At 62.9% G+C, this 25,117-nt stretch carries 17 protein-coding genes and 1 pseudogene; 6 read left to right on the forward strand and 12 right to left on the reverse strand.

The genetic code is table 11. The annotated features are described in order from the left end of the window. Positions 1-295: 295 nt before the first annotated feature. The 3 genes from KEM63_RS06180 to KEM63_RS06190 all read left to right on the forward strand — a co-directional run bounded on the left by KEM63_RS06180 (position 296) and on the right by KEM63_RS06190 (position 3,421). Positions 296-1,024 (forward strand): hypothetical protein, encoded by a 729-nt coding sequence (locus KEM63_RS06180; RefSeq protein WP_223655316.1) that lies wholly within the window; start codon positions 296-298, stop codon positions 1,022-1,024. A 126-nt stretch (positions 1,025-1,150) separates the two neighbouring features. Next, entirely contained in the window at positions 1,151-2,944 is a 1,794-nt protein-coding gene (locus tag KEM63_RS06185) for an ABCB family ABC transporter ATP-binding protein/permease (protein WP_223655317.1), read from the forward strand. Between the two features lie 72 nt (positions 2,945-3,016). After that, positions 3,017-3,421, forward strand: coding sequence for a nuclear transport factor 2 family protein (locus tag KEM63_RS06190; RefSeq protein ID WP_223655318.1), 405 nt, complete (start codon positions 3,017-3,019; stop codon positions 3,419-3,421). A 619-nt stretch (positions 3,422-4,040) separates the two neighbouring features. On the opposite strand, the gene cobA is transcribed toward KEM63_RS06190, so the two are convergent. The 12 genes from cobA to pyrC all read right to left on the reverse strand — a co-directional run bounded on the left by cobA (position 4,041) and on the right by pyrC (position 21,615). Continuing rightward, entirely contained in the window at positions 4,041-4,796 is a 756-nt protein-coding gene (gene cobA / locus KEM63_RS06195; protein WP_223655319.1) for a uroporphyrinogen-III C-methyltransferase, read from the reverse strand. Positions 4,797-4,846: 50 nt separating this feature from the next. Further along, a complete protein-coding gene (locus KEM63_RS06200) occupies positions 4,847-7,543 on the reverse strand; it encodes a nitrate reductase (protein ID WP_223655320.1) in 2,697 nt (898 codons plus the stop codon). A gap of 172 nt (positions 7,544-7,715) precedes the next feature. Next, the gene (gene nirD / locus KEM63_RS06205; protein ID WP_223655321.1) at positions 7,716-8,042 is read right to left on the reverse strand and encodes a nitrite reductase small subunit NirD; all 327 of its coding nucleotides are present in this window, start codon (positions 8,040-8,042) and stop codon (positions 7,716-7,718) included. Continuing rightward, complete coding sequence (nirB, locus tag KEM63_RS06210; protein WP_223655322.1) at positions 8,039-10,495, reverse strand: nitrite reductase large subunit NirB; 2,457 nt, start codon at positions 10,493-10,495, stop codon at positions 8,039-8,041. The genes nirD and nirB overlap by 4 nt, the downstream gene beginning before the upstream one ends. A 370-nt stretch (positions 10,496-10,865) precedes the next feature. Then, positions 10,866-12,533 (reverse strand): bifunctional protein-serine/threonine kinase/phosphatase, encoded by a 1,668-nt coding sequence (locus KEM63_RS06215; RefSeq protein WP_223655323.1) that lies wholly within the window; start codon positions 12,531-12,533, stop codon positions 10,866-10,868. Positions 12,534-12,536: 3 nt separating this feature from the next. Next, the gene (locus tag KEM63_RS06220; RefSeq protein ID WP_223655324.1) at positions 12,537-13,748 is read right to left on the reverse strand and encodes a nitrate/nitrite transporter; all 1,212 of its coding nucleotides are present in this window, start codon (positions 13,746-13,748) and stop codon (positions 12,537-12,539) included. Positions 13,749-14,066: 318 nt separating this feature from the next. Then, complete coding sequence (locus KEM63_RS06225; RefSeq protein WP_223655325.1) at positions 14,067-14,639, reverse strand: ANTAR domain-containing response regulator; 573 nt, start codon at positions 14,637-14,639, stop codon at positions 14,067-14,069. An 8-nt stretch (positions 14,640-14,647) separates the two neighbouring features. After that, the gene (locus KEM63_RS06230) at positions 14,648-15,871 is read right to left on the reverse strand and encodes a CmpA/NrtA family ABC transporter substrate-binding protein (RefSeq protein WP_223655326.1); all 1,224 of its coding nucleotides are present in this window, start codon (positions 15,869-15,871) and stop codon (positions 14,648-14,650) included. Between the two features lie 135 nt (positions 15,872-16,006). Further along, on the reverse strand, positions 16,007-18,613 hold the full coding sequence (locus KEM63_RS06235; RefSeq protein ID WP_223655327.1) for a TRAP transporter permease: 2,607 nt from the start codon (positions 18,611-18,613) through the stop codon (positions 16,007-16,009). A gap of 67 nt (positions 18,614-18,680) precedes the next feature. Continuing rightward, positions 18,681-19,655, reverse strand: coding sequence for a TAXI family TRAP transporter solute-binding subunit (locus KEM63_RS06240; RefSeq protein ID WP_223655328.1), 975 nt, complete (start codon positions 19,653-19,655; stop codon positions 18,681-18,683). Between the two features lie 212 nt (positions 19,656-19,867). After that, complete coding sequence (gene rnt / locus KEM63_RS06245) at positions 19,868-20,554, reverse strand: ribonuclease T (RefSeq protein WP_223655329.1); 687 nt, start codon at positions 20,552-20,554, stop codon at positions 19,868-19,870. A gap of 26 nt (positions 20,555-20,580) precedes the next feature. Beyond that, positions 20,581-21,615 carry a dihydroorotase gene (gene pyrC, locus KEM63_RS06250; protein ID WP_223655330.1) on the reverse strand — a complete coding sequence of 345 codons (1,035 nt, stop codon included), beginning with the start codon at positions 21,613-21,615 and terminating at the stop codon, positions 20,581-20,583. Positions 21,616-21,750: 135 nt separating this feature from the next. Here pyrC and KEM63_RS06255 point away from each other — a divergent pair, with 135 nt between their 5' ends. The 3 genes and pseudogenes from KEM63_RS06255 (at position 21,751) to gloA (ending at position 25,108) form a co-directional block, all read left to right on the forward strand. After that, positions 21,751-22,602, forward strand: a complete 852-nt coding sequence (locus KEM63_RS06255; RefSeq protein WP_223655331.1) for a flagellar protein MotY — start codon at positions 21,751-21,753, stop codon at positions 22,600-22,602. 390 nt (positions 22,603-22,992) lie between these two features. Further along, positions 22,993-24,219 (forward strand): annotated as a pseudogene (locus KEM63_RS06260) (argininosuccinate synthase); the annotation flags it as partial. Positions 24,220-24,703: 484 nt separating this feature from the next. Further along, complete coding sequence (gene gloA, locus KEM63_RS06265; protein ID WP_223655333.1) at positions 24,704-25,108, forward strand: lactoylglutathione lyase; 405 nt, start codon at positions 24,704-24,706, stop codon at positions 25,106-25,108. Positions 25,109-25,117: the final 9 nt, after the last annotated feature.

Consider the following 25,117-nt stretch of genomic DNA (forward strand, 5'->3'; position numbering starts at 1 on the left):
CCAGTTCAGCCTGCTTTCAGGAATTGTTCGTATCTACCTGAAATACAGTGGAAATGTGCACCGCTGATCGGGCGCGCGGGAACGCCTGACGATATTCGCGCTCACTTGGATATCCGGTATCTGCACATCACGCCGGATCGGTTGGCAATACGGCTTTAGTCGACTGTAAGAGAAGTCCTAGCAAGACGGTTGGCGTGATCGGGCTGCTGACGCATGCGCAGGTCAGCAGCAGGCAGTACACGCTCGATCAACAATCGATTTCGTGCCAGAGCACATCACTCACAGGAATAACAATATGCCTACAGTCAATGAATCTCTTCAAACTGCCTATGCCCAGAAGCGCGTCTCGTGGGGCGCCATCCTTGCCGGCGTCGCGGTTGCGCTGGTCATGCACATTCTTCTCGGCGTGCTGGGAATCGCGGTGGGTGCCACCGTCGTGGACCCGGCCGAGGAAAGCAATCCCATGTCGGGCATGGGGATCGGTGCCGGGATCTTCTTCGTGGTCAGCGCGCTGATTGCGCTGTTCTCGGGCGGCTACACCGCTGGTGCGCTGGCGATCATTCAGGACCGCACCGACCGCACGCTGCATGGCCTGACCACCTGGGCGGTAGTAACCATCCTCACCTTCTATCTCATTTCCAGCGGCATCGGCAGCATCATCGGTGGTACCGCCAGCGCACTGGCTGGTGGGGCGCAGACTGCAACCGAGGCGGCGGCTCAGGCGGAAGGCAACCCGGTTGACAAGATCATGGCCGAGCTGCGCGAACGCGGCATCAACCCGCAGGAAGAGATCGAGCAGCAGCGCCAGGAAATGGAACAGATGGACCCTGAAGAAGCCGAGCAGGCGGCCCGTGAAGCCGGTCAGACTGCAGCCGAAGGCGTTTCCACTGCGGCATGGTGGACCTTCCTGGTACTGCTGCTGAGCGCTGTAGCAGCCTGTGTAGGTGCCAATGTCGGGTCGAACCGTCCGGTTACCGTGCGTGAGCATGACCGGGTTGATACCACAACCCACCCGCGCCACTAAGCGGGTTGCATCTGCCGCGGCGGTACGGCCCGGCAGATGATGTAAGCCATAGCCCCGGCGGGAAACCGTCGGGGCTTTTTGCCTTCATGGCGTACACTGCGGGTTCACAGTCAACAGGAAAACAACGTGCGCCCGAGTAGCGACAGCCAGTATGCCGGCGGGCCGGTGAACTGGCGCATCATCACCAGCCTGATTCCCTATCTGAGCGAGTTCCGTGGCCGAGTGGCCCTGGCAATGGCGTTTCTGCTGATCGCCAAGCTTGCCGGCGTCGCGATTCCCTGGGCGCTCAAGCTGATCGTCGAACATTTCGAAAGCGCCGGTGACGCGTTGGCAATCCTGCCGGTGGCGCTGCTGGCAGGCTACGGGTTGCTAAGGTTCTCCTCGGTGTTTTTTTCCGAGTTGCGCGACGCGGTATTCGCCCGTGTCGCCGAGCGTGCCATGCGCAGGGTCTCGCTGCGGGTCTTCGAGCATCTGCATCGTCTGGATCTGGGCTTTCACCTGTCGCGGCGCACCGGCGGGCTGGCGCGCGATATCGAGCGCGGCACCAGCGGCATCAGTTTCCTGCTGCGCTTCATGGTGTTCAACATTCTCCCGACACTGGTCGAGATCGGGCTGATCGCGGCGATCCTGCTGATCAACTTCAGCCCGTCCTACGCGCTGACCGTGCTCGGAGCGGTGGTTCTCTATGGCGCGTTCTCGATCTGGTGCACCGAGTGGCGCAACCGTTTCGTGCGTGAAAGCAACAAGATGGACAACCGCTCCAACACCCGTGCGGTGGACAGTCTGCTGAACTACGAAACGGTCAAGTATTTCGGTAACGAGCGCTTCGAGGCAGAACAGTACGATCGCAATCTGGAGGGCTGGGAAGCGGCACGGATGAAGAACCGGCTTTCGCTCGCGGCGCTGAACTCCGGGCAGGCCCTGATCATCGCTGGCTCGGTAACGCTGATGATGTTCATGGCCGCGGCGCAGGTCTCGGCCGGCGAGATGACGCTCGGTGAGCTGGTGATGATCAATGCCTACATGATCCAGCTGTTCGTACCGCTCAATTTTCTCGGCTTCATCTACCGCGAGATCCGCGAGGCGCTGACCAACATCGAGCGACTGTTCGGCCTGCTGGGCGAGCCGCAGAAAGTCTCCGATGCGGCCGATGCCATGCCGCTGCGCCTGCAGGGCGGGTCGGTCTCGTTCGAGCAGGTCAGCCACGCCTACAGTGCCGAGCGACCGATTCTGCATCAGGTCTCCTTCGACATCCCGGCTGGCCATACGCTGGCGATCGTCGGGCCCAGCGGCGCCGGCAAATCGACGCTGGCCCGGCTGCTGTTTCGCTTCTATGACGTCGACGGTGGCTTTATTCGCGTTGACGGTCAGGACATCCGTGGCGTGACGCAGGACAGCCTGCGCCGCGCGATCGGCGTGGTCCCGCAGGATACCGTCCTGTTCAACGACAGCATCGGCTACAACGTCGCCTACGGCAGCCCGGGTGCGAGTGAAGACGACATCTGGCGGGTGCTGCGCATGGCGCAACTGGAGCCGTTCGTACGGGATCTTCCCGATGGCCTCGATACCCCGGTCGGTGAGCGTGGCCTGAAGCTGTCCGGCGGCGAGAAGCAGCGCATCGCCATTGCCCGTGTGCTGCTCAAGGACCCGCCGATACTGATCCTCGATGAAGCAACATCATCGTTGGATACGCATGCGGAACGCCTGATTCTCGATGCACTCAATGTGGTGGCGCGCAAGCGAACCACACTGGCCATCGCGCATCGTTTATCTACCATTGTCCATGCCGAGCGCATCCTGGTGCTCGATCAGGGCAGGGTGGTGGAGCAGGGCAGCCACCCTGAACTGCTGGCAGCTGGTGGAGCCTATGCGCGGCTGTGGGCAGACCAGCAGCGGGACGATGTCGCACCGGAGGGGTAAGTGGCCGCTTCATCGCTTGAACCCGGTGGCGGCACCCCGCAGACTTAACGCTTTCCAAGGAGGCGAATCGCTATGAGCAGTGTTATTGAAACCTGGCACAAGATCGTTGAGACCCTTGATCCATCGCTGATGGACAACCTGCTGGACGAGGACGTGGTGTTCCATTCGCCGGTCGTCCACACCCCACAGGTCGGCAAGCGCATCACCAAGCTGTATCTCTCCGCCGCCATGCAGGTGCTCAACGCGCCGGGGCATTTCACCTACAAGCGTGAAATCATCGACGGGAACGTGGCCGTGCTGGAGTTCGAGACGCTGATTGGCGACGTCACCGTCAACGGCGTGGACATGATCGAGTGGAACGACGAAGGCCGAATCGTTGATTTCAAGGTCATGGTCCGCCCGCTCAAGGCGATCAACGCCATTCATCAGTCGATGGGCAATATGCTCGAATCGATGAAGGCCAAGGGGCAGGTCTGACACCCATTTGTAGGAGCGGACATGATCGCGAAGGGGTTGGCGGATTCTGCTTCGCGCCCAGGTGCGCTCCTACAATAGAACCCGTGGCGCCTCGCCTTTGTAGGAGCGGGCATGACCGCGAAGGAGTGGGCGGATTCTGCGTCGCGCCCAGGTGCGCTCCTACAATAAAACCGAACCGGTGGCACCTTACCTTCCTAGGAGCGGGCATGACCGCGAAGGGGTTGGCGGATTCTGCTTCGCGCCCAGGTGCGCTCCTACAATAAAACCGAACCGGTGGCACCTTGCCTTCGTAGGAGCGGGCATGACCGCGAAGGGGTTAGCGAAGTCTGCTTCGCGCGCGGGTGCGCCCCTACAATAAAACCGAGCCGGCGGCACCTAGCCTTTGTAGGAGCGGGCATGACCGCGAAGGGGTTGGCGGATTCCGCTTCGTGCCCAGGTGCGCTCCTACAATGAAACCGAACCGGTGGCACCTTGCCTTCGTAGGAGCGGGCATGACCGCGAAGGGGTTAGCGAAGTCTGCTTCGCGCCCAGGTGCGCTCCTACGATAAAACCGGTGGCGCTTCAGATAGGTGGCGCCTCGCCTTTGTAGGAGCGGGCATGACCGCGAAGGGGCTCTCGATCAGGCTTCTGCCACCTGGTCTGCCTCGGGGCTGACGGCGAGCATGGTCGATGCCGCTACGACGTCGCCGATCACCAGCACCGCCGGGCTTTGCAGATGAAATGATGCGGCTTCATCACATAGCTCGGCCAGCTGACAGATGCTCTGCCGTTGTTGCGCCGCGCTGGCGCGTTCGATCATCGCGACCGGCGTGCTGGCAGGCAAGCCGCCTTCCAGTAAGCCGCGCTGAATCTGCGCCAGGCGCGCCACGCCCATGTAGACCACCAGCGTCGTCCCACCCTGCGCCAGCCCCCGCCAGTTCAGCTCGCTATCGTCCTGGGTGTGCGCAGTGACTAGCGTTACGCCACGGCTCACACCCCGCAGGGTCAGCGGAATACCACATTGCGTTGCGCCGGCCAGCCCAGCGGTGATGCCATTGACGATCTCCGACTCCACGCCGCGCTGGGCCAGCCAATCGGCTTCTTCGCCCGCACGGCCGAATATGCACGGATCGCCACCCTTCAGGCGAACCAGCACCTTGCCCTGCCGGGCATAGCGCAGCATCAGGCGGTTGATGAACGCCTGCGGCGTCGAGCGACAGCCGCCGCGCTTGCCGACCCGGATGATGCGAGCGTGCGAGCAATGCTCGAGCACTGCTGGGTTGACCAGATCATCTACCATCACCACGTCTGCCTGATTGAGGGCGCGCACGGCCTTGAGCGTCAACAGTTCCGGATCGCCGGGTCCGGCACCTACCAGCCAAACTTTTGCATTCATCGTTTCATCCCCCACTTGCTCGAACTGCTCACTCATCCCATGTGCGCCTTTCACGCCGGCTGCGCCGCGCTGGCCAGCATGCGCTTGATCTCCGGCACGCAGGAGCCGCATTGCGTACCGCACCCCAGATTCTGCTTGAGTCCGTCCAGATCCTGACCATCCTCGATGCCAGCGCGGATGCGGCTGGCGCTGACGTTCATGCAGTTGCACAGGGTCCTGTCCGACGCGGCAACTCCGCCTGGTGGCGCGCTCAGCGGTGCCAGGAACCAGCGACGCAGTGCCGCGTCGGTCTCGCCACTTTGCCAGACGCTGTGCAACCACTCGCGCGCCGCCGTTTCGCCAGTCAGGCGAATCGCCGTGATACGGCCGTCTTCGATCTTCACCCGCTTGCCCACAGCGCGGCGCGGGTCGTCATAGACCAGAATCGGACCTTCCTGCAGGCCCAGCAGCGCGTCCATCCGCGCGAGGAGCTCCGCCGCAGGCGCGCTCTTGTCGGCCACCCGCATGACCAGCGCAGGCCGCTCCCGTCCGGTCAGCGCAAAGCTGGCGAAGGCAAACTCCTCACACAATGCCCGCAGCGCATCGAAGCGGTGCTGCACGTCGCCCTCGACCAGGACATACAGCTCCCAGGGCAACGCCACGGGCGTGACATTGATGCCCGCCTGCTTGAGCTCCGGCTGCTTTGAGATCGGATCGAAGGCGGGCTGGGTCAGCACGTTCACACCCATACCCTTGAGAAACCGGTCGCCCCAGTGCATCGGAATGAACGCCTGTCCCGGCCGGATCTGCTCATCCGCGACCACCGGCAGGATGAGCTCGCCCCGACGACTGCGAACCGCCACCAGCTGCCCCGGGACCAGCCGCCGGCTGCGCAGCTCCTCCGGATGCAGGCTCAACTGTGCCTGCTCGACATGGCCAAACAGCTGCGCAGCGGTACCCGTACGGCTCATGCCATGCCACTGATCGCGCAGCCGGCCGGTGTTCAGCGTCAGCGGGAAGCGCGCATCGCGCTGCTCCTTCGCCGGTATGTAGGGCTCGCTGATGAAACGCGCGAAACCGTCCGGCGTAGCGAAAATGCCATCGCCATACAGCCGTGCCGTCCCGTGGCGGGTCACTGCGCGGAAGGGCCATTGCTGTGGGCCCATCTGATCGATCAGGGCATGGCTGAGCCCGCTGTAATCGAGATCGCGCCCCGCGGTGAGGCCCTTGAGCTCGTCGAACAGCTCCGCCGGTGCTTTGAAGTCGAACAGGCTAGGCAAGCCCGGGCGCAGCTGCTTCTCCAGTCGTCGCGCGAGATCACATACGATTGCCCAGTCGGCACGCGCTTCCCCGGGCGCCGGAATGGCCGGCCGCACATGGCTGATGCGCCGCTCTGAATTGGTCACCGAACCATGCTTCTCTCCCCAGCTGGCGGCGGGTAACAGCAGATCAGCGAACTGACAGGTTTCCGTAGTAGCAAAAGCCTCCTGCACCACCACGAACGGGCAATTGCTTAACGCTTCTCTCACCAGCGTCTGGTCCGGCATCGACTGGGCCGGATTGGTGCAGGCAATCCACAGCGCTTTCACCTTGCCGGACCGTACCGCTGCGAACAGCTCGATGGCTGACAACCCCGGCTTCGCCGGCAGCCCATCCACACCCCAATAACCGGCCACTTCCTCGCGGTGGTCAGCATTGGCAGCTTCGCGGTGCCCTGGCAGCAGATTGGACAGACTGCCGGTCTCGCGGCCGCCCATGGCGTTGGGCTGACCGGTCAGCGAGAACGGCCCGCTACCCGCCCGACCAATCTTGCCGGTGGCCAGGTGCAGGTTGATCAGTGCACTGTTCTTGGCACTGCCAGCGGTGGATTGGTTCAGGCCCATGCACCACAGCGACAGGAAGCTTGGCGCGCTGCCGATCATCCGCGCGGCGGCCTGCAGGTCTGCCTGGTCGATGCCGCAGATGCCACTGACCATCGATGGTGTGTAGTCCCGCACCAGCGCCTTCAGCTCCTCGAAGCCCTGAGTATGCGTGTCGATGAACGTGCGATCGATCCAGCCTTCCCACATCAGAATGTGCAGCAGACCATGAAACAGCGCTACGTCGGTCCCCGGCTGAACCGCCAGATGCAGATCGGCCAGCTCGCAGGTATCGGTGCGCCGGGGATCGACGACGATCACCTTCTTGTCGGGGTGCTCCGCCTTAGCCTGCTCCAGCCGGCGAAAGAGCACCGGGTGCGCATAGGCCATGTTGCTGCCGACAATGAGCACGCAATCGCTCAGCTCAATGTCTTCGTAGGAGCAGGGCGGGGCGTCCGCGCCCAGGCTGCGCTTGTAGCCGACCACCGCGCTGGACATGCACAGGCGCGAATTGCTGTCGATATTGTTGGTGCCGACCAGCGCCCGAGCCAGCTTGTTGAATGCGTAATAATCCTCGGTCAGCAGCTGGCCGGAAATATAGAACGCCACGCTGTCCGGGCCGTGCTCGGCAATGGTATCGCCGAACACCTGCGCCGCATGGCCCATCGCCGTATCCCAATCCACACGGCTGCGACCCATGCCCTTGCCCAGGCGCAACTCGGGGTAGAGCGCGCGTGCGGCCAGATCGCCAGTCTTGTGCAGCGTTGCCCCCTTGCTGCACAGTCGGCCGTAATTGGCCGGATGCTTTGGATCGCCCTGCACATCGATGATGCGCTCGCCGTCGTGCTCGATCAGCACGCCACAGCCGACGCCGCAGTAGCAGCAGGTTGAAGCAATTACGTCATTCATGTCAGGGTCTCGCATTGCACGGAGCTGGAAGCGACGCTGGCGGTGGTCCAGGCCGGACCATTCGATTCCCATGGATGGGAATCGCGAGCGCCCAGGGAAGGGTTTACAGCGTGTCCGGCCTGGGCCTCCGCCAGTGGCGCCCACGTCGAACCCTCAGACATTGGCCGCTCAGTCACGCCGGTTCCGCCACGTCAGAAAGCGTCAGTTGCACCCGCCCACCCTCGACCCGGGTCGGGTAACGATGGGTACATCCCACATCCGGCGCTACCGCCTCGCCGCTCTCCAGCTGGATCACCCAGTTGTGCAACGGGCAAGTCACGCTCTTGCCGAAGACGATGCCCTGCGACAGCGGACCGTTCCTGTGCGGACAGCGGTCATCCACGGCAAACACATCGTCGTCACTGGTACGGAAGATTGCGATGTCCCCCTTCGGGCCGGTCACCACGCGCGAGCCCAGCTGCGGGATGTCGTCCAGCGCACAGATATCGAACCAGTTCATAGGGGAGCCTCCGCCAGTTCCTTGACCGCGATGCGCTGGAATTCCTGTTGAAGCTCCTCGCGCTCGACCCGCTCCTTCCAGGGATCCTTGTCGAACGACAACGAGAACACCAGACGCTCATGCAGCGCCTTGCGTCGCTCGGCATCCTCCAGCACCGCCTTCTTGATATGTTCCATGCCCACGCGATGCAGGTAATGCACCGTGCGCTCCAGATAGAAGCCTTCTTCCCGGTACAGCTGCAGGAACGCCATGGTGTATTCCATGACCTCTTCAGAGGTTTTCACCTTGGTGAAGAACTCGCCAGCCTCGGTCTTGATGCCGCCATTTCCGCCGATGTAGAGCTCCCAGCCCGAATCTACACCGATCACGCCGACATCCTTGATGCCCGATTCCGCGCAGTTGCGCGGGCAGCCCGAAACAGCGAGCTTGACCTTGTGCGGCGACCACATGTAGCTCAGCGCCAGCTCCAGATCGATACCCATCTGCGTCGAATCCTGCGTTCCGAAGCGGCAGAAATCAGTCCCGACGCAGGTTTTCACGGTACGGATGGACTTGCCGTAAGCGTGGCCCGAGGGCATGTCCAGATCCTTCCAGACCTTCGGCAGATCTTCCTTCCTGATGCCCAGCAGATCGATGCGTTGCCCGCCGGTGACCTTCACCATCGGCACCTGATACTTGTCCGCCACATCGGCAATCCGGCGAAGCTCCGCCGCATTGGTCACGCCGCCTGCCATACGCGGAATTACCGAATAGGTGCCATCCTTCTGGATGTTCGCGTGGGCGCGCTCATTGATGAAGCGTGACTGTGGATCGTCCTTCGCCTCGCCCGGCCAGGTGGAAATCAGGTAATAGTTGAGTGCCGGCCGGCAGGTGGCGCAGCCGTTGGGCGTGCGCCATTCCATGAAGCGCATCGCATCGGGAATGGTGAGCAGGTGCTGCTCGCGGATCGCCTTGCGGGCCTGGCCATGGTTCAGATCGGTACAACCGCAGATGGCGCGCTCGCTCTTGGGCTTGACGTCCGCTGCGCCGCCCACGGTGTTGAGCACGATCTGCTCGACCAGCCCTGTGCATGAGCCACAGGAGCTCGCCGCCTTGGTGTGCTTCTTCACGTCATCGACACTGAACAGCCCGTGCTGCTGGATCGCCTTGACGATGGTGCCCTTGCACACGCCGTTGCAACCGCACACCTCCATGTCATCGGGCATGTTCATCGCCTTGTTCTGGCCCTGATGCCCGGTATCGCCGATCACGTTCTCGCCAAACATCAGGTGATCGCGGATCTCCCGGATGTTCTGGCCCTCCCGGACCATGCGGAAATACCAGCCGCCGTCGGCCGTGTCGCCATACAGGCAGGCGCCGACGAGAATGTCATTGCGCACCACCAGCTTCTTGTAGACGCCACCAATCGGGTCGGAGAGGGTGATCACCTCGGCATCGCTGTCGCCCATGAAGTCACCCGCGGAAAACAGGTCGATCCCGGTGACCTTGAGCTTGGTCGAGGTCACCGAGCCCTCGTAGCGGCCGTAACCGAGCATGGCCAGGTGATTGGCACAGACCTTGGCCTGCTCGAACAGCGGTGCCACCAACCCGTAGGCGATGCCCCGATGCGCGGCGCACTCGCCGATGGCGTAGATCTTCGGGTCAAAGGTCTGCAGCGTATCGCTGACCAGAATGCCGCGATTGCAGGCCAGGCCCGCCTTCTCGGCCAGCTCGGTATTGGGCCGGATGCCGGCGGCCATCACCACCAGATCGGCAGGGATCTGCGAGCCATCCTTGAACTTCACTGCGCAGACCCGGCCCTTGCCGTCATCGATCAGCTCGCTGGTGAACTGCGGCAACATGAACTTGAGGCCGCGCTGCTCCAGCGATGTCTGCAACAGGTCACCGGCCGTCCTGTCCAGCTGGCGCTCGAGCAGCCATTCGCCGATATGGATCACGGTGACGTCCATGCCGCGCATCTTCAGACCGTTGGCTGCCTCCAGACCCAGCAGACCGCCGCCGATGACCACGGCATGCTTGTGGGTCCGGGCCGTGTCCATCATAGCCTGGGTATCGGCGATGTCGCGGTAGCCGATCACGCCCTCGAGCGTATTGCCGGGGATCGGCAGGATGAACGGGTTGGAGCCGGTCGCGATGAGCAGACGGTCGTACTCGGCTTCGGTACCGTCGTCAGCAATGACGCGGCGACGCACCCGGTCGATCTCGGTCACCTTGCGGCCGACATGCAGCGTGATGCCGTTGTCGCGGTACCAGTCGAGGTCGTTGAGCACGATCTCTTCGAAGGTCTGTTCGCCAGCCAGTACCGGAGAGAGCAGGATGCGGTTGTAATTCGGGTGCGGCTCGGCGCCGAATACGGTGATGTCGTACAGGTCCGGAGCGAGCTTGATCAGCTCTTCGAGCGTGCGTACGCCGGCCATGCCGTTCCCAACCATTACCAGTTTTAGCTTTTGCATGGTGACTCCAATGCGGAAGCGGAAACAAAAAAGGCATCCCTGCCGCGCGCACGCGGCAAGGACGCCTTTGTCCAGGTCCTGATCAGTCAGGCAGCCGCTCCATCGCCTTTGAAGGAGCAGCCAGTATCTCTTGCCCGAATGTGTTGCACAGGGTGTGCCAGCAAAGCTGTCCCCAGTAAAAACAGGCGCTTGGGTAATATCGCTGAGTCACCGTTGAGGAAGATTTGCACCGCTATATGGCAGCGCGCACACTGCTGGTGCGAAGGTGGCCACCAGATGGCCGAAAGGGTTCCTGAGAATGCCTCCTTCCGACGCGGCCAGGGGGGGTGACTGGCAGACCCGCGGACGGAGCTCGGCAATCTCAGGGAACTCAGTGAAGCATGACTGCGATCAGTACAAGATTGAGCGCAAGGGCGCCGAGGGCGATACCGCGCCAGACGAGCAACGGCTCACGTTCGAGCAGAGGCACCGCTGACTGATTCAGGCTGCGCCGCTCTCCCTGCTCCAGCGCCAGCAGCCATTCTTCGGCGGTCTCGTAGCGTTTCTCGGGATCGGTCTCGACCGCCTTGATCAGGCAGTCGTCCAGCCACGGTGGAATGTCCGGCCGGTAACGGCTCGGCGGGGCCGGTCGGCCAAACCGAGGCCGTTGAAACGCTTCGATCTCACCATAGGGATAATGCCCGGTGAGCAGGTAGTACAGCGCCACGCCGGCGCTATACAGGTCCTGCGGTGGGGCGGGCTCGGCCCCGGCAAAGACCTCCGGAGCGATGTAGCTCGGCGTGCCTGGCGTGCCGGCGCGTTCCGGACTGGATAACCCAGGACAGAACGCCAGGCCGAAATCGAGAATGCGCAGCACGCCGTCGTCATCGAGCAGCAGGTTGTCCGGCTTGATGTCCCGGTGCACAAGGTTGCGCCGGTGCAACAGACCGATCCCACGGACCAGTTTGGCGGCGATCTGCTGACACAGCGCGACGCTGAGCAGACCGTGCTCGCGCTTGTGCTGCTCGAGCGTCATGCCGGGGTGCTCGCGCATGACGTAGTACAGATGCTGACGCGACGGCAGTGGATGCAGCTCGGGCGTATGCTGCCCGGCCACACGACGCATGAACCATTCCTCCAGCACCAGATCGCGACAGGCGTCGGCGTCGTCCTGCCGTTGCGGCGGCAGCGTCTTGAGGAGCCAGTTCTGCTGCAACGGGTCACGTACGCGGTAGATCAGCGACTGTCGCGATTCGGCCAGATCCCCCGCGACTTCCCAGCCTTCAAAGGTCTGGCCGGCCTTCAATCGTGGTGGCAGCGCGCGTTCATCGATCGGCTCGAGCACATCGGTCAGGTTCGATTCCGGCAGGCCAAGGACGTCCACCAGCAGGGCACTGACGTTGTCCTGACTGCCTCGCTGCAGAGCCGTGGCTGCCAGCGATTCGCAGATCACCTGGGGATCGCTGTCGCCCAGCAGCTGCTGATGCACGAAGAGATCGTCCAGACTGGCCCAGACGCCATCGCTCAACACGAGAAAACGGTCTCCGCGGCGCAGATCGCCCTCGCAGTAATCCATCAGCAGATGTTCATCCAGACCCATCGCGCGCTTGAGCACATGCTGCATGCCGGGCTGCTCCCAGACATGTTCACTGGTCAGCTTGCGCAGTCTGCCATCGCGCAGCAGGTAGGCGCGGCAGTCGCCGACATGCGCCAGTGTATAGCGCGTGCCGCGCAGCACCACGGCGGTGAGCGTGGTGAGCAGGGGCTGGCCGCCACCGTTGGCCCGCAGCCAGCGGTTGTGCGCGGTGAGCAGCTTTTCCAGCGCCTGCACGACCGACCAGGTTTCCGGAGTCGAGTAATAATCCAGGGCAAGCGCCTGCAACGTGGCCCTGGCAGCGAGGCCACCGTCGTGGCACTGGCTGACGCCGTCGGCAAGGGCCAGCAGGTGACCCTTGCTCGCCGCCAGGCGCGGTGCGGGCGTAACAATGCGCACCGCGTCCTGGTTTTCCTTCCTTGGCCCCGCGGCGGTGAACTCCGCGGTACTCAGCTGCAGAGGCATCGATCAGACCCGCGCCGCAGTCATCGCAGACGAGCCCCAGGTGGTACGCCACCGGCGCTTGACGTTGAACAGCCCGAACCAGGCCAGCAAACCGAGGCCGGCAAACATCCACAGGCCCAGCTGGTAGTCGCCGGTGTGCTGCTTGATCGCCCCGAGTCCGGCGGCCAACACGAATCCGCCTACACCACCCGCCATGCCGACCAGACCGGTCATGACGCCGATCTCACGATGGAAGCGCTGCGGCACGAGCTGGAACACCGAGCCGTTGCCGGCACCGAGCCCGAGCATGGCGGTGACGAACAGCGCCAGCGCAGCCAGCGAGCTGGTCAGATGGAAGCCGACCAGTGCAATGCATAGCGAAGCCACGCCATACATGCACAGCAGTGCCCGGATCCCGCCGATACGGTCAGCCAGAGCGCCACCCAGTGGGCGCATGAAACTGCCGGCCATCACACAGGCCGCGGTGTAGTAGCCGGCCACTACCGGGTCAAGCCCGTACTGGTCGCTGAAGTAGCCGGGCAGGGCGCTGGCCAGACCGATGAAGCCACCGAACGTGACGCTGTAGAAGAACATGAACCACCAGCTGTCCCGGTCGTTCAGGGCGACCATGTAATCGCGACCGGACTTGGGCTTGGGACGCTGGGGTGAATTGCGCGCAAAGATTATGAACAGCGCCAGGGTAATGCTCAGCGGAATCAGTGCCAGACCGAACACGTTCTCCCATCCGAACAGGTACGCCAGGCCAGGTGCAAAGAGCGCAGCCAGCACCGTGCCCGAGTTGCCGGCACCGGCGATGCCCATGGCCGTACCCTGATGTTCTGCCGGGTACCATTGCGAGGCCAGCGGCAGCGCAACAGCGAAGGATGCCCCGGCGAAGCCCAGTCCCAGGCCGAGGAGCAGGGCCTGGTGATAGCTTTCGATGCCGAGTAGCCAGGCCAGCGCCAGCGCCGTCAGCACCACTACCTGGCCGAAGATGCCGGCTGTTTTCGGCGACAGTCGGTCTGCCATGAAGCCGAGCAGCAGCCGGAGGATCGCCCCGGCAAGGATCGGCGTGGCGACCATCATGCCCCGCTCCTGTGCAGTCAGGCCCAGATCGGTAGCGATCTGCACCGCCAACGGGCCCAGCACGTACCACACCATGAAGCTCAGATCGAAGTACAGAAAGGCTGCGAACAACGTTGGCTTGTGGCCGGCTTTCCAGAAACTCTTGTTCATTTGGTGTCCCTCTAAGGTCCGGTAGATATGGGGTTCAGGCTTTCGCCGACTGCGTCCCGGCAAAAAAAAACGCCATTTCCGTACCGCGCCCATGAGGCTTCGGTCGGAAATGACGTCGTTGTCTGGTTGGCAACCGCCGTTGGCTGCCGAGTATCCCGCTGCATGATGTGTGCCAGAAGGACGAGGCGTGGGGTGGTGGGCGCCGGGCAAGCAAGGATGGAAGCTGGTTGAAGAATGGCTGGGCAGTTCGTTATCGCGCCCGGAGGACGCTCCCCGCAAAAAGCCGGAGTTCTGCCTGCGGGCGCGATGAGAGAGGTTTTATTGCAACATGTCGTGCATGGCGATGATCTGGTCGGCGACCTGAATCAGCTTCTGCTGCTTGCTCATTGCTTGCCTGCGCATCAGCGTATGCGCTTCGGGCTCATCGCAGTTGCGCATCTTCATCAACAGACCCTTGGCCTTCTCGATGCGCTTGCGTTCCTCCAGCTGCTGCTCACGCGCCTGCAGCTCGGCGCGCAGATGCTGGTCGCTCTCGAAGCGGGCCATGGCCACGTCAAGAATCGATTTGAGCCGCGCACTCTGAATGCCTTCGACCACATAGGCGCTGACCCCGGACTGGATCGCCTTTCGCATGATTCCGGGGTCGTTCTCGTCGGTGAACATGACAATTGGCCGCGGCTGGTTGCGACTGACCAGCACGACCTGCTCCAGCACGTCGCGTCCGGGTGAATCGCTGTCGATAAGAATCACGTCCGGTTTGCTGCTCTGGACCCGCTTGGGCAGGTCGATCGACAGACCGGACTCGTCGATGACCTCGAATCCGGCCTCGACCAGTGATTCCTTCAGCCGGCCGACCTTTTTCGCGGTGTCGTTGATCAGAAGAATGCGCATCGGTGACCTCACCCGGCCGTGACCGATGGTGCCGACGGCTTGCCCGCCAGCGCATTGATGCTGAAGCCATGGGCATAGGCCAACGGATCCGAACCGTCCCACAGGGTACCGTCGGCCAGCGTGCTGCTGCGCATGGCGCAGGCGGGTATCTCAATGCCCAGCGCGGACGCTGCCTCACGGTAGATGTCCAGCTGCTGGACCTGACGGGCAAGCGCGGTGTAGTCCGGGTCATGCTCGAGCAGACCCCAGCGGCGGAACTGCGTCATGAACCACATCCCGTCCGACAGATACGGCATGTTGACGGCGCCGGCGCCATGGAAGCGCAGCGCGTGGGCGTCCTGCCAGTGCTGACCGAGGCCATCGGTGTAATCGCCGAGCATGCGCGGAGCAAGGGCGGACGCCGGCGTCGCCACAAAGTCCGGCCCGGCCAGCAGGTGCGCGCTGCTTTCGCGGTTGGCGCGGTTTTCGTCGAGGAAACGGCTTGCGTCCAGCACAGCCATGATCAGCGCACGTGCAGCGTTGGGGTAGCGGTCGACGAACGCCTGCGTGGTACCCAGCACCTTCTCCGGGTGGTCTGGCCAGATCGACTGACTGGTTGCCACGGTGATGCCCATGCCTTCCGCTACGGCGCGCGCACCCCAGGGTTCGCCGGCACAGAAGCCATCTATGCGTCGGGCACGGATGTGATCGACCATCATCGGCGGCGGAACCACTACGCTTTCGATGTCATGCATCGGGTGCACACCATGGGATGCCAGCCAGTAGTTGAGCCACATGGCGTGCGTGCCGGTGGGAAAGGTGTGCGCCAGGCACAGTTTTGCACCGCCATGGTGCACGTGCCGGGCCAGTGCCTCGCCGCTGGTCACACCCAGTGCGCGCATGTCATTGGAAAGATTGATGCTTTGCCCGTTCTGACTCAGGCCCATGAGGACCGCCATCGGGGTCGCCGGGGCACCGAGGCCCAGATGCACCCCATAGATCAATCCGTACAACCCCTGCACGGCATCGAGTTCTCCGCTGAGCAGTCGATCGCGGACACCCGACCAGGACGCCTGGCGACGCAGATTCAGCGTCAGCCCATAGGGCTGCGCAAAGCCCTGCGTGGCCGCGACAATCAGCGAAGCCGAGTCGGCCAGCGGCAGAAAGCCGATGTTGAGGCTGGGTTTTTCCGGCGCATCGCTGCCAGCTGCCCAGGCAAGGGCGTCGGCGCGCGGCGTATCGTGTCGAGTCATGGCAGGTACCGTAGGCGAAAAAAAGCGTCGTGCCTGGAGCGCATTCTACCGCCCCCGTGCACGACGCCGTTGTCGTTTTGAGCGCCTGCAGCGGCGCTCGCTACGGTACTAAAAGCAAGAACCACGCCATCAGGTTCAAGCCGGTTGCTGGCCAGCAGGTGCACCGGCACGGTCGTGGCGCCGGCGCCGTGACTGCAAACCTACCACCAGAGCAAAGACCAGCAGCGCCGGGAGCCACATCCACTCCTTCGCCCAGCGATCGACCGGCGCCTGGATCTCGAGGATTTCCTGATCGAAGGCGAACCCGAGGTCTGCGGCCAGGCTGCCGTAGGTGACCATGTCGACAATGGTGCGGTCGCCGTCCTCCATCAGCATCAGGCCGAGGTTGTCCAGGCGGTCCTGCCCTGTTTCCCCTTCAGGAATCGGTACCAGCAGATAGAACTCGCGTTCGTTGCCGATCTCGTCTTCACCGAGAATACGCATGCGCAGATTGCTGTCTTCCTCGACCGAACCCATTGTTTCCGCCAGCGCGCTCGCCGGGATGGCTTCGTACGGGTCATGGATCATGTCCATCCAGAAACCGGGGCGGAACAGCGTGAACGCCACCAGCAACAGCAGCAGGCTCTCGTACCAGCGGCTGCGCACCACCAGCCAGCCCTGCGTACCGGCTGCGAAGATCAGCATCGCGACGGTCGCGACGATGAATATCAGCACGCCATGGGCGAAATCGACGTCGATCAGCAGCAGGTCGGTGTTGAAGATGAACAGGAACGGCAACGCCGCTGTGCGCAGGCTGTAGTAGAACGCCTGGAAGCCGGTGCGTATCGGATCGCCGCCCGATACCGCGGCCGCAGCAAACGAGGCGAGCCCCACCGGCGGTGTCACGTCGGCCATGATGCCGAAGTAGAACACGAACAGGTGGACGGCGATCAGCGGGACGATCAGGCCGTTCTGCTGACCCAGGGTGACGATGACCGGAGCAAGCAGGGCCGATACCACGATGTAGTTCGCGGTGGTCGGCAAGCCCATGCCGAGAATCAGGCTGAGCACGGCGGTCAGCAGGAGCATCAGCATCAGGTTGCCCATCGACAGCATTTCGACCAGATCGGCCAGCACCAGGCCCACGCCGGTCTGGGCAACGGCGCCGACGATGATGCCGGCCGTCGCCGTGGCGATGCCGATGCCGATCATGTTGCGTGCGCCAGCCACCAGGCCTTCCCAGAACTCCAGCAATCCGCGCTGAATATTGCTGCGCAGACGATGCTCGCCGCGGAAGGCACCGAGCAGGGGGCGTTGGGTGAGGATGATGAAGATCATGAAGACCGTGGCCCAGAACGCCGACAGGCCGGGCGACAGCCGCTCGACCATCAGGCACCACACCAGTACCACCACCGGCAGGATGTAGTGCAGCCCGGACAGGACCGTCGGCCGCGTCTGCGGCAGCTTGATTATCGGCGAGTCTGCCTTGTCGAGCTCCAGCTCGGGGAAGCGCGAGCCAAGCTTCAGCAGGGCCACATACACCACGACCAGACCCGCCGAAATGACCCAGCCGGCCGCATCGCCGAGCAGGGGCTTGAGCCAGCCCAGTCCGTAGTAGACGCCGAACGACAGCGCCATCAGCAGGACCAGGCCGGTCAGAAAGCCGATGATCTTGCGGATCAGTGGGCGAGGCGGGTTGCTGCTCTGCAGGCCTTCCATGCCGGCCTTCAGCGCCTCGAGATGCACGATATAGATCAGCGCGATGTAGGAGATCACCGCCGGCAGAAACGCATGCTTGATGACCTCGACGTACGAAATGCCGATGTACTCGACCATCAGGAACGCAGCCGCGCCCATTACCGGCGGCATGATCTGCCCGTTGACCGACGAAGCCACTTCGACCGCGCCGGCCTTCTCCGAGGAAAAGCCGACCCGCTTCATCATGGGGATGGTGAAGGTGCCGGTGGTCACCGTGTTGGCGATCGACGAGCCCGAAATCAGCCCGGTCATGCCTGATGCGACAACGGCCGCCTTCGCCGGGCCGCCGCGATAGTGGCCGAGCAGCGAGAAGGCTACCTTGATGAAGTAGTTACCGGCCCCGGCCTTGTCCAGTAGCGAGCCGAACAGCACAAAGAGGAATACGAAGCTGGTCGACACACCCAGCGCGATGCCGAACACGCCCTGGCTGGTGAGCCACTGGTGATTGGCCAGCGCGTCGAGACTGACGCCGCGATGCGCCAGTACGCCGGGCATCCAGGGCCCGGCCAGCGAATAGACGATGAAAACCAGCGCCACGATCATCAGCGGCGGGCCGAGCGCACGTCGCGTGGCTTCGAGCAGCGTCAGCAAGCCGATGACCGCTACCACGACATCGTAGGTGGTCGGATTACCCGGACGGGTCGCCAGCTGCGAATAGAACAGAAACAGATAGGCTGCGCAGAACGCGGCAGCGAACGCGAGCACCCAGTCCGCCACCGGGATCCGGTCACGGGGGGAGCGCTTGAACGCCGGGAAAGCCATGAAGCCGAGGAACACGGCAAAGGTCAGGTGAATCGAGCGGGCCTCGGCACTGTTGAAGACGCCAAAGCCGAGCATGTAGGGTAGCGGCGAGGCGATCCAGAGTTGAAACAGCGACCAGAGGGCGGCGAGCGAGACCAGCAGCTTGCCAGGGAAGCCAGAGGGAGTACGTGCGCCGGTATCGGCGCTGGCGACCAGATCTTCCACATCAGTGGGCTGGACGCCGTGCGAGCGTTCGTTAGTCATTATGGCCTGTCCGGATTAGGCGTGTAGCAGATGAAACTCGGGCCGCCAGTGGCGGCCCGGGACAGGATTACATCCAGCCACGTTCCTTGTAATAACGCACCGCACCGTCATGCAACGGCACAGACAGGCCTTCCTTGATCATCTGCTCGGGCTCGAGCGTAGCGAAGGCCGGGTGCAGACGCTTGAAGCGGTCGAAGTTCTCGAACACGGCCTTGACCGTTTCGTAGGCCACGTCTTCGGATACGTCGGTCGAAGCGACCAGCGTTGCGCGCACGCCGAAGGTCTCCACGTCCTTGTCATTGCCGCGATACAGACCACCGGGGATGGTTGCCTTGGCGTAGTAAGGACGGTCCTCGATCAGCTTGTCGATCTCCTCGCCCGCGACCGAGACCATGACCGCATCGACGGTGGTGGTCGCTTCCTGGATCGAACCGTTCGGGTGGCCAGCGACGTAGACCATGGCATCGACATTGTTGTCACCCAGGGCTGCGGCCTGTTCGGCAGCGTCCAGTTCGGAAACCATGCCGAAGTCATCACGGGTCCAGCCCAGCGCGTCCATGACCACATCCATGGTGTCGCGCTGACCGGAACCGGGGTTGCCGATGTTGACGCGCTTGCCCTTGAGATCCTTGACCGTGCTGATATTGGCATCGCGGCGGGCGACGACCGTCAGCGGCTCGCCATGCAGGGCGAAGAGGGCACGCATGCCTTCGAATTCACCGGCATCCTCGAAGTTCTCGACACCCTTGTAGGCCTTGTACTGGATATCCGACTGGACGACGCCCATGTCCATCTCGCCGCCGCGGATGGCGTTGACGTTGGCCACGGAGCCGCCGCTGGACGGCGCATTACAGCGGATATTGTGTTCGTTGGTATTGCGGTTGAGCAGCCGACACACCGACTGGCCGACCACGTAATAGACGCCGGTCTGACCGCCCGTGCCGATGGTGACGAACTTTTCCTGAGCAACCGCCGGGGTTGCAGCGAGCGTGGCGCAGCCAAAGGCTGCAGTGAACAAGAGGGCAAGCGACTTGCGTTTCATGACGGGATGACTCCTTCTTCTGATTATCCACCAGCGACATGTTTCGACGCGGGTTTCCGTTCATGACCGAGTTGGCCAAGTGTCTGGATCACAGACAAAGTGTAGCGGACGATTCCGCTGCCCTTGGAAAATAACCGCAGCGGCCGATCAGGGCAAGTTGCCATGTCGGCTATGTGCTTGAAACGGATGAAAAATCGAAGAAGAAGTGCGTGTCAGACCGGCGGCCAACCGCCCATTTCACGCCAGCGATTGACGATTGCGCAGAACAGATCGGCGGTCTTTTCGGTGTCATAGCGCGCCGAGTGGGCTTCCCGACCATCGAATTCGATGCCGGCGGCAGCGCACGCCTTGGCCAGGACCGTCTGACCGTACGCCAGGCCGCCGAGGGTGGCAGTATCGAAGCAGGAGAAGGGATGGAAGGGATTGCGCTTGATCTGCGTGCGCTCGACGGCGGCATTGAGAAAGCCAAGGTCGAAAAAGGCATTGTGGCCGACCAGCACCGCGCGTTTGCAGCCCGCAGACTTCACTGCCTTGCGCACGTGCTTGAAGATCTCCGTCAGTGCGTGTTCTTCCTTCACGGCCATGCGCAGCGGATGATCGAGCTTGATACCGGTGAACTCCAGCGCTGCCGGCTCGATGTTGGCGCCTTCGAAGGGTTCGACGCGGAAGAAGTAGGTCTGATCCGGATAGACCATCCCGTCTTCATCCATGGCGATGACGGTTGCAGCGATCTCCAGCAGGGCGTCAGTGGCGGCATTGAAACCGCCGCATTCCACATCCACGACCACCGGCAGGAAGCCACGGAAGCGATAGGCGATGGGCGTCTTGTGGCTGGACGGCGCAGGGGCGCCCTCGAGCTCGTCTTGATCGTTTTCGCTATCGTAGTCAAATTCGCTCACGGGCGATCCCTTGCTGCAGACGAGTGTTACACCACTCGCCAGTTGATGGTTTCCCCGGCGCGCAACGGGATGACCATGTGGTCTCCGAAGGGTAGCTGATCCGGGGCGGTCCAGCTTTCACGTACCAGGGTGATGGTATCGGTATTGCGCGGCAGACCGTAGTAGTCAGGCCCGTTGAAGCTGGCAAAGGCTTCCAGCTTCTCCAGCACGCCGAGCGAGTCGAAGGCTTCGGCATACAGCTCAATGGCCGCGTAAGCGGTGTAGCAACCGGCGCAGCCGCAGGCGGCTTCCTTTGCGTGGCGCGCGTGGGGCGCCGAATCGGTCCCCAGGAAGAACTTGTTCGAGCCGGAGATCACCGCGTCGCACAGTGCCTGTTGATGACGCTGGCGCTTGAGGATCGGCAGGCAATAGAAATGCGGGCGCACGCCGCCGGCGAGCAGGTGATTGCGGTTGTAGAGCAGGTGGTGCGCGGTGATGGTCGCGCCGATCCGGTCGGATGCGCCCATGACGAACTCGGCCGCATCGGCAGTGGTGATGTGCTCGAACACTACCCGCAGGGTCGGGAAGCGCTCGACCAGCTTGATCAGCTGCTGATCGATGAAGGCTTTCTCGCGGTCGAAGATGTCGACTTCGGCGTGGGTCACTTCACCATGCACCAGTAGCGGCATGCCGACCTCGGCCATGGCTTCCAGCGCCGGGTAGATATGTTCGAGCGCGGTGACGCCCGAGTCCGAATTCGTCGTGGCGCCGGCGGGGTAGAGCTTGGCTGCGATGGCCTGGCCGTTCCGGTACGCGCTGCGGATGATCTCAGGGCTGGTCTGATTGGTCAGGTACAGCACCATCAAAGGCTGGAAGGTCGAGCCGGCCGGGCGGGCAGCTTCGATGCGCTCGCGGTAGCCCTGCGCCTGATCGCCGTCACGCACCGGCGGAACCAGGTTGGGCATGATGATCGCTCTGGAAAACACGCGCGCCGCATCGTTCACCGTATGGCGCAGCACGTCGCCGTCGCGCAGGTGAATATGCCAGTCATCGGGGCGGATGAGAGTCAGGCGATCGGTCATCGGGGGGATTCCAGACGGTTGCAATGCCGGCAATGCTACCGGAATCGCCTCGGCTTTCACACCGGCGGCGGGGTAAAGTTTTCGCCACTGCAGCCGACTTAAGCTCCAATAGCACTTCACTCGCCGGAGCCGATTGTGACCCGATTGTTGTCCCTGATCCTGCTCGCGCTGGCCGTGCCCGCGCAGGCCACGACCTTCCAGACGCGCATGGAAGAGGTCAAGTGGTCGGTCGACGGGGACCAGTTCGAGTGTCGCCTGAGTCAGGCCGTGACCGGGTATGGCGAGGCCGTGTTCGTCCGACGGGCGGGTGAAAGGCCGACGTTCAAGCTGAAAGCCTGGAGCAATCTGATGCAGCCTGGCCAGGCGCAGTTGTATAACGATGCGCCGGCCTGGCGTAGCGATCGCCGCGCCCATCTGCTCGGGCGTGCAACCGTCAAGGATGGACCGGTTCCGCTTGAGGTGCCGTATCAGCAGGCCGGGCAGATGCTCGCCGGGCTGGCTGACGGCATGTCGCCGACCATCCAGCGGGCGGCCTGGGCCAGCACCTCGGATTCGATTCGGGTGGTGGTGTCCAGCGTCGGGTACAAACAGGCCTGGAGCGAGTTTCAGAACTGCATCAGCGGCCTGCTACCAATGAACCTGGACCAAATCTCCCGCAGGCCGATCAGCTTCGGTAGCGGGGGAGCCAGGCTCGACGCCGACGCCAGATCGTTCCTCGACACGGCGCTGGCTTACCTCGAGGCCGATCCTGAGCTCAAGGCCATCCAGCTGGACGCGCACTCGGACAACGTCGGCGACCGCCTGACCAATCGCGAGCTGTCCCGCCAGCGCGCCCTGAGCGTCAAGGCATACCTGACGGAAAAGGGTGTGCCCGAGGAAGACATCACCATGCGCTTCCATGGTGACCGCTACCCGGTAGCGAACAACGCCACCGCCGAAGGCCGCGCCAAGAACCGCCGGGTGACCCTGCGCCTGGAAAGGCCCTGACCGACCCCGCCAGTCGCCGCGAGTCGTGCCTCCTACAACACATCTAGCGCTGGCGTGACCTGTGTTTGTGTAGGAGCGGGCATGACCGCGAAGCAGAATTCGCTGAACCTCTCCGCGCCCAGGTGCGCTCCTAAGATGCACTCTGCTGTCTTTTTATGTGGGAGCGGACCTGGCCGCGACGAAGAATGCGCCGACCTCGCTATCGCGCCCACTACACGCAGCCCGGTTTTCCAGCCTCCAGCTTTTAGCTTTTAGCTTTTAGCTTTTAGCTTCAGCTTGCGGCTTGGAGCTTGGGTCCAAACTGCCCGTCCCCTGTCATTCACCGCCTCCCGACGCTAGAATGGCCTCCTTTGGCCGGCGCGTGCGCGACGGCGGGGCGAATCTTCAAGGGAGCGCGTAATGTCTGATGTGAAAAAAGTCGTCCTGGCTTACTCCGGTGGCCTGGATACGTCGGTAATCCTCAAGTGGCTGCAGGACACCCACAACTGCGAGGTGGTTACCTTCACGGCTGACCTGGGGCAGGGCGAGGAAGTCGAGCCGGCCCGCGCCAAGGCGAAAGCCATGGGCGTCAAGGAAATCTACATCGATGACCTGCGCGAAGAATTCGTCCGCGACTTCGTATTCCCGATGTTCCGCGCCAATACCGTATATGAAGGCGAATACCTGCTGGGTACGTCCATCGCCCGCCCACTGATCGCCAAGCGCCTGATCGAAATCGCCAACGAGACCGGCGCCGACGCCATCTCCCATGGCGCCACCGGCAAGGGCAACGACCAGGTTCGCTTCGAGCTCGGCGCCTACGCGCTCAAGCCCGGCGTCAAGGTGATCGCCCCCTGGCGCGAATGGGATCTGCTCTCGCGTGAAAAACTGATGGACTACTCCGAAAAGCACGCCATTCCGATCGAGCGCCACGGCAAGAAGAAGTCGCCGTACTCGATGGACGCCAACCTGCTGCACATCTCCTATGAAGGCGGCGTGCTGGAAGACACCTGGACCGAGCACGAAGAGGACATGTGGCGCTGGACCAAGTCGCCGGAAGCCGCGCCCGACACTCCGACCTACATCGAGCTCTCCTACCGCAACGGCGACATCGTCGCCATCGACGGCAAGGACATGAGCCCGGCCGAAATCCTGGCCTACCTGAACAAGGTCGGCGGCGAGAACGGCATCGGCCGTCTGGACATCGTCGAGAACCGCTTCGTCGGCATGAAGTCCCGCGGCTGCTACGAAACCCCCGGCGGCACCATCATGCTGAAGGGTCACCGGGCCATCGAGTCGATCTGTCTTGACCGCGAAGTCGCGCACCTGAAAGACAGCCTGATGCCCAAGTACGCCGAGCTGATCTACAACGGCTTCTGGTGGAGCCCGGAGCGCGTCATGCTGCAGCAGATGATCGATGCATCGCAGGCCAATGTGAACGGTGTGGTGCGGTTGAAGCTCTATAAGGGCAACGTCATCGTTGCTGGCCGCAAGTCGGACGATTCGTTGTTCGATGCCAATATCGCGACCTTCGAAGACGATGCTGGCGCGTACGATCAGGCTGATGCTGGCGGCTTCATCAAGCTCAACGCCTTGCGTATGCGTATCGCTGCAGGCAAGGGTCGCAAGCTGCTCTAAAGCCGGTAAAAACCGCTGAAGGCGGTAGGCTGAAAGACCAACCCGTGCGGTATCACGGCCTGTTCTTGTAGGAGCGCACCTGGGCGCGAAGGGGTTTCGCGGATTCTTCTTCGCGGCCAGGTCCGCTCCTACGCGGTTGTGCGTGGCGCGGACTGGTGTGTGTAGGGCCTGGGCACGAAGAGGTTTGGTGCATTCTTCTTCGCGGCCAGGTCCGCTCCTACATGGCTTGTGCCTGGCGCGGAATGGTGTATGTAGGAGCGCGCCTGGGCGCGAAGGGGTCTCGCGGATTCTTCTTCGCGGCCAGGTCCGCTCCTGCAGGGCTTGTGCCTGGCGCGGACTGGTGTGTGTAGGAGCGCACCTGGGCGCGAAGGGGTTCGGCAGGTTCTTCTTCGCGGTCATTCTGGGCAGCCCCGACCGCACCTACGGGCCTGGATTTTGCATTTATCTGGCAGGCGACCGGTCTGCTGCAAACGGGGGAAACACCATGCGCATCCTTCACACCATGCTGCGAGTCGGCAATCTCGAGAAGTCCATTGCCTTCTACACCGAAGTCCTGGGCATGACGCTGCTGCGCCGCAAGGACTACCCCGAGGGTCGCTTTACCCTGGCCTTCGTTGGCTACGGTAACGAGGCCGAGAACAGCGTGCTCGAGCTGACCCACAACTGGGACACCGACCACTACGATCTCGGCGCCGGCTACGGCCACATCGCCATCGAGGTCAAGGACGTTTACCTTGCCTGCGAGCAGATCAAGGCCGCCGGAGGCAAGGTCGTTCGAGAGCCTGGCCCGATGAAACATGGAACCAGTGTGCTGGCATTTGTCGAAGACCCGGACGGGTATCGTATAGAGCTGCTTTCCGGTCGGTCGGGTTCAGCTTCCAGCAGTTAACTTCACGCG

This window comes from Halopseudomonas nanhaiensis, assembly GCF_020025155.1.
Classification (GTDB): Bacteria; Pseudomonadota; Gammaproteobacteria; order Pseudomonadales; family Pseudomonadaceae; genus Halopseudomonas; species Halopseudomonas nanhaiensis.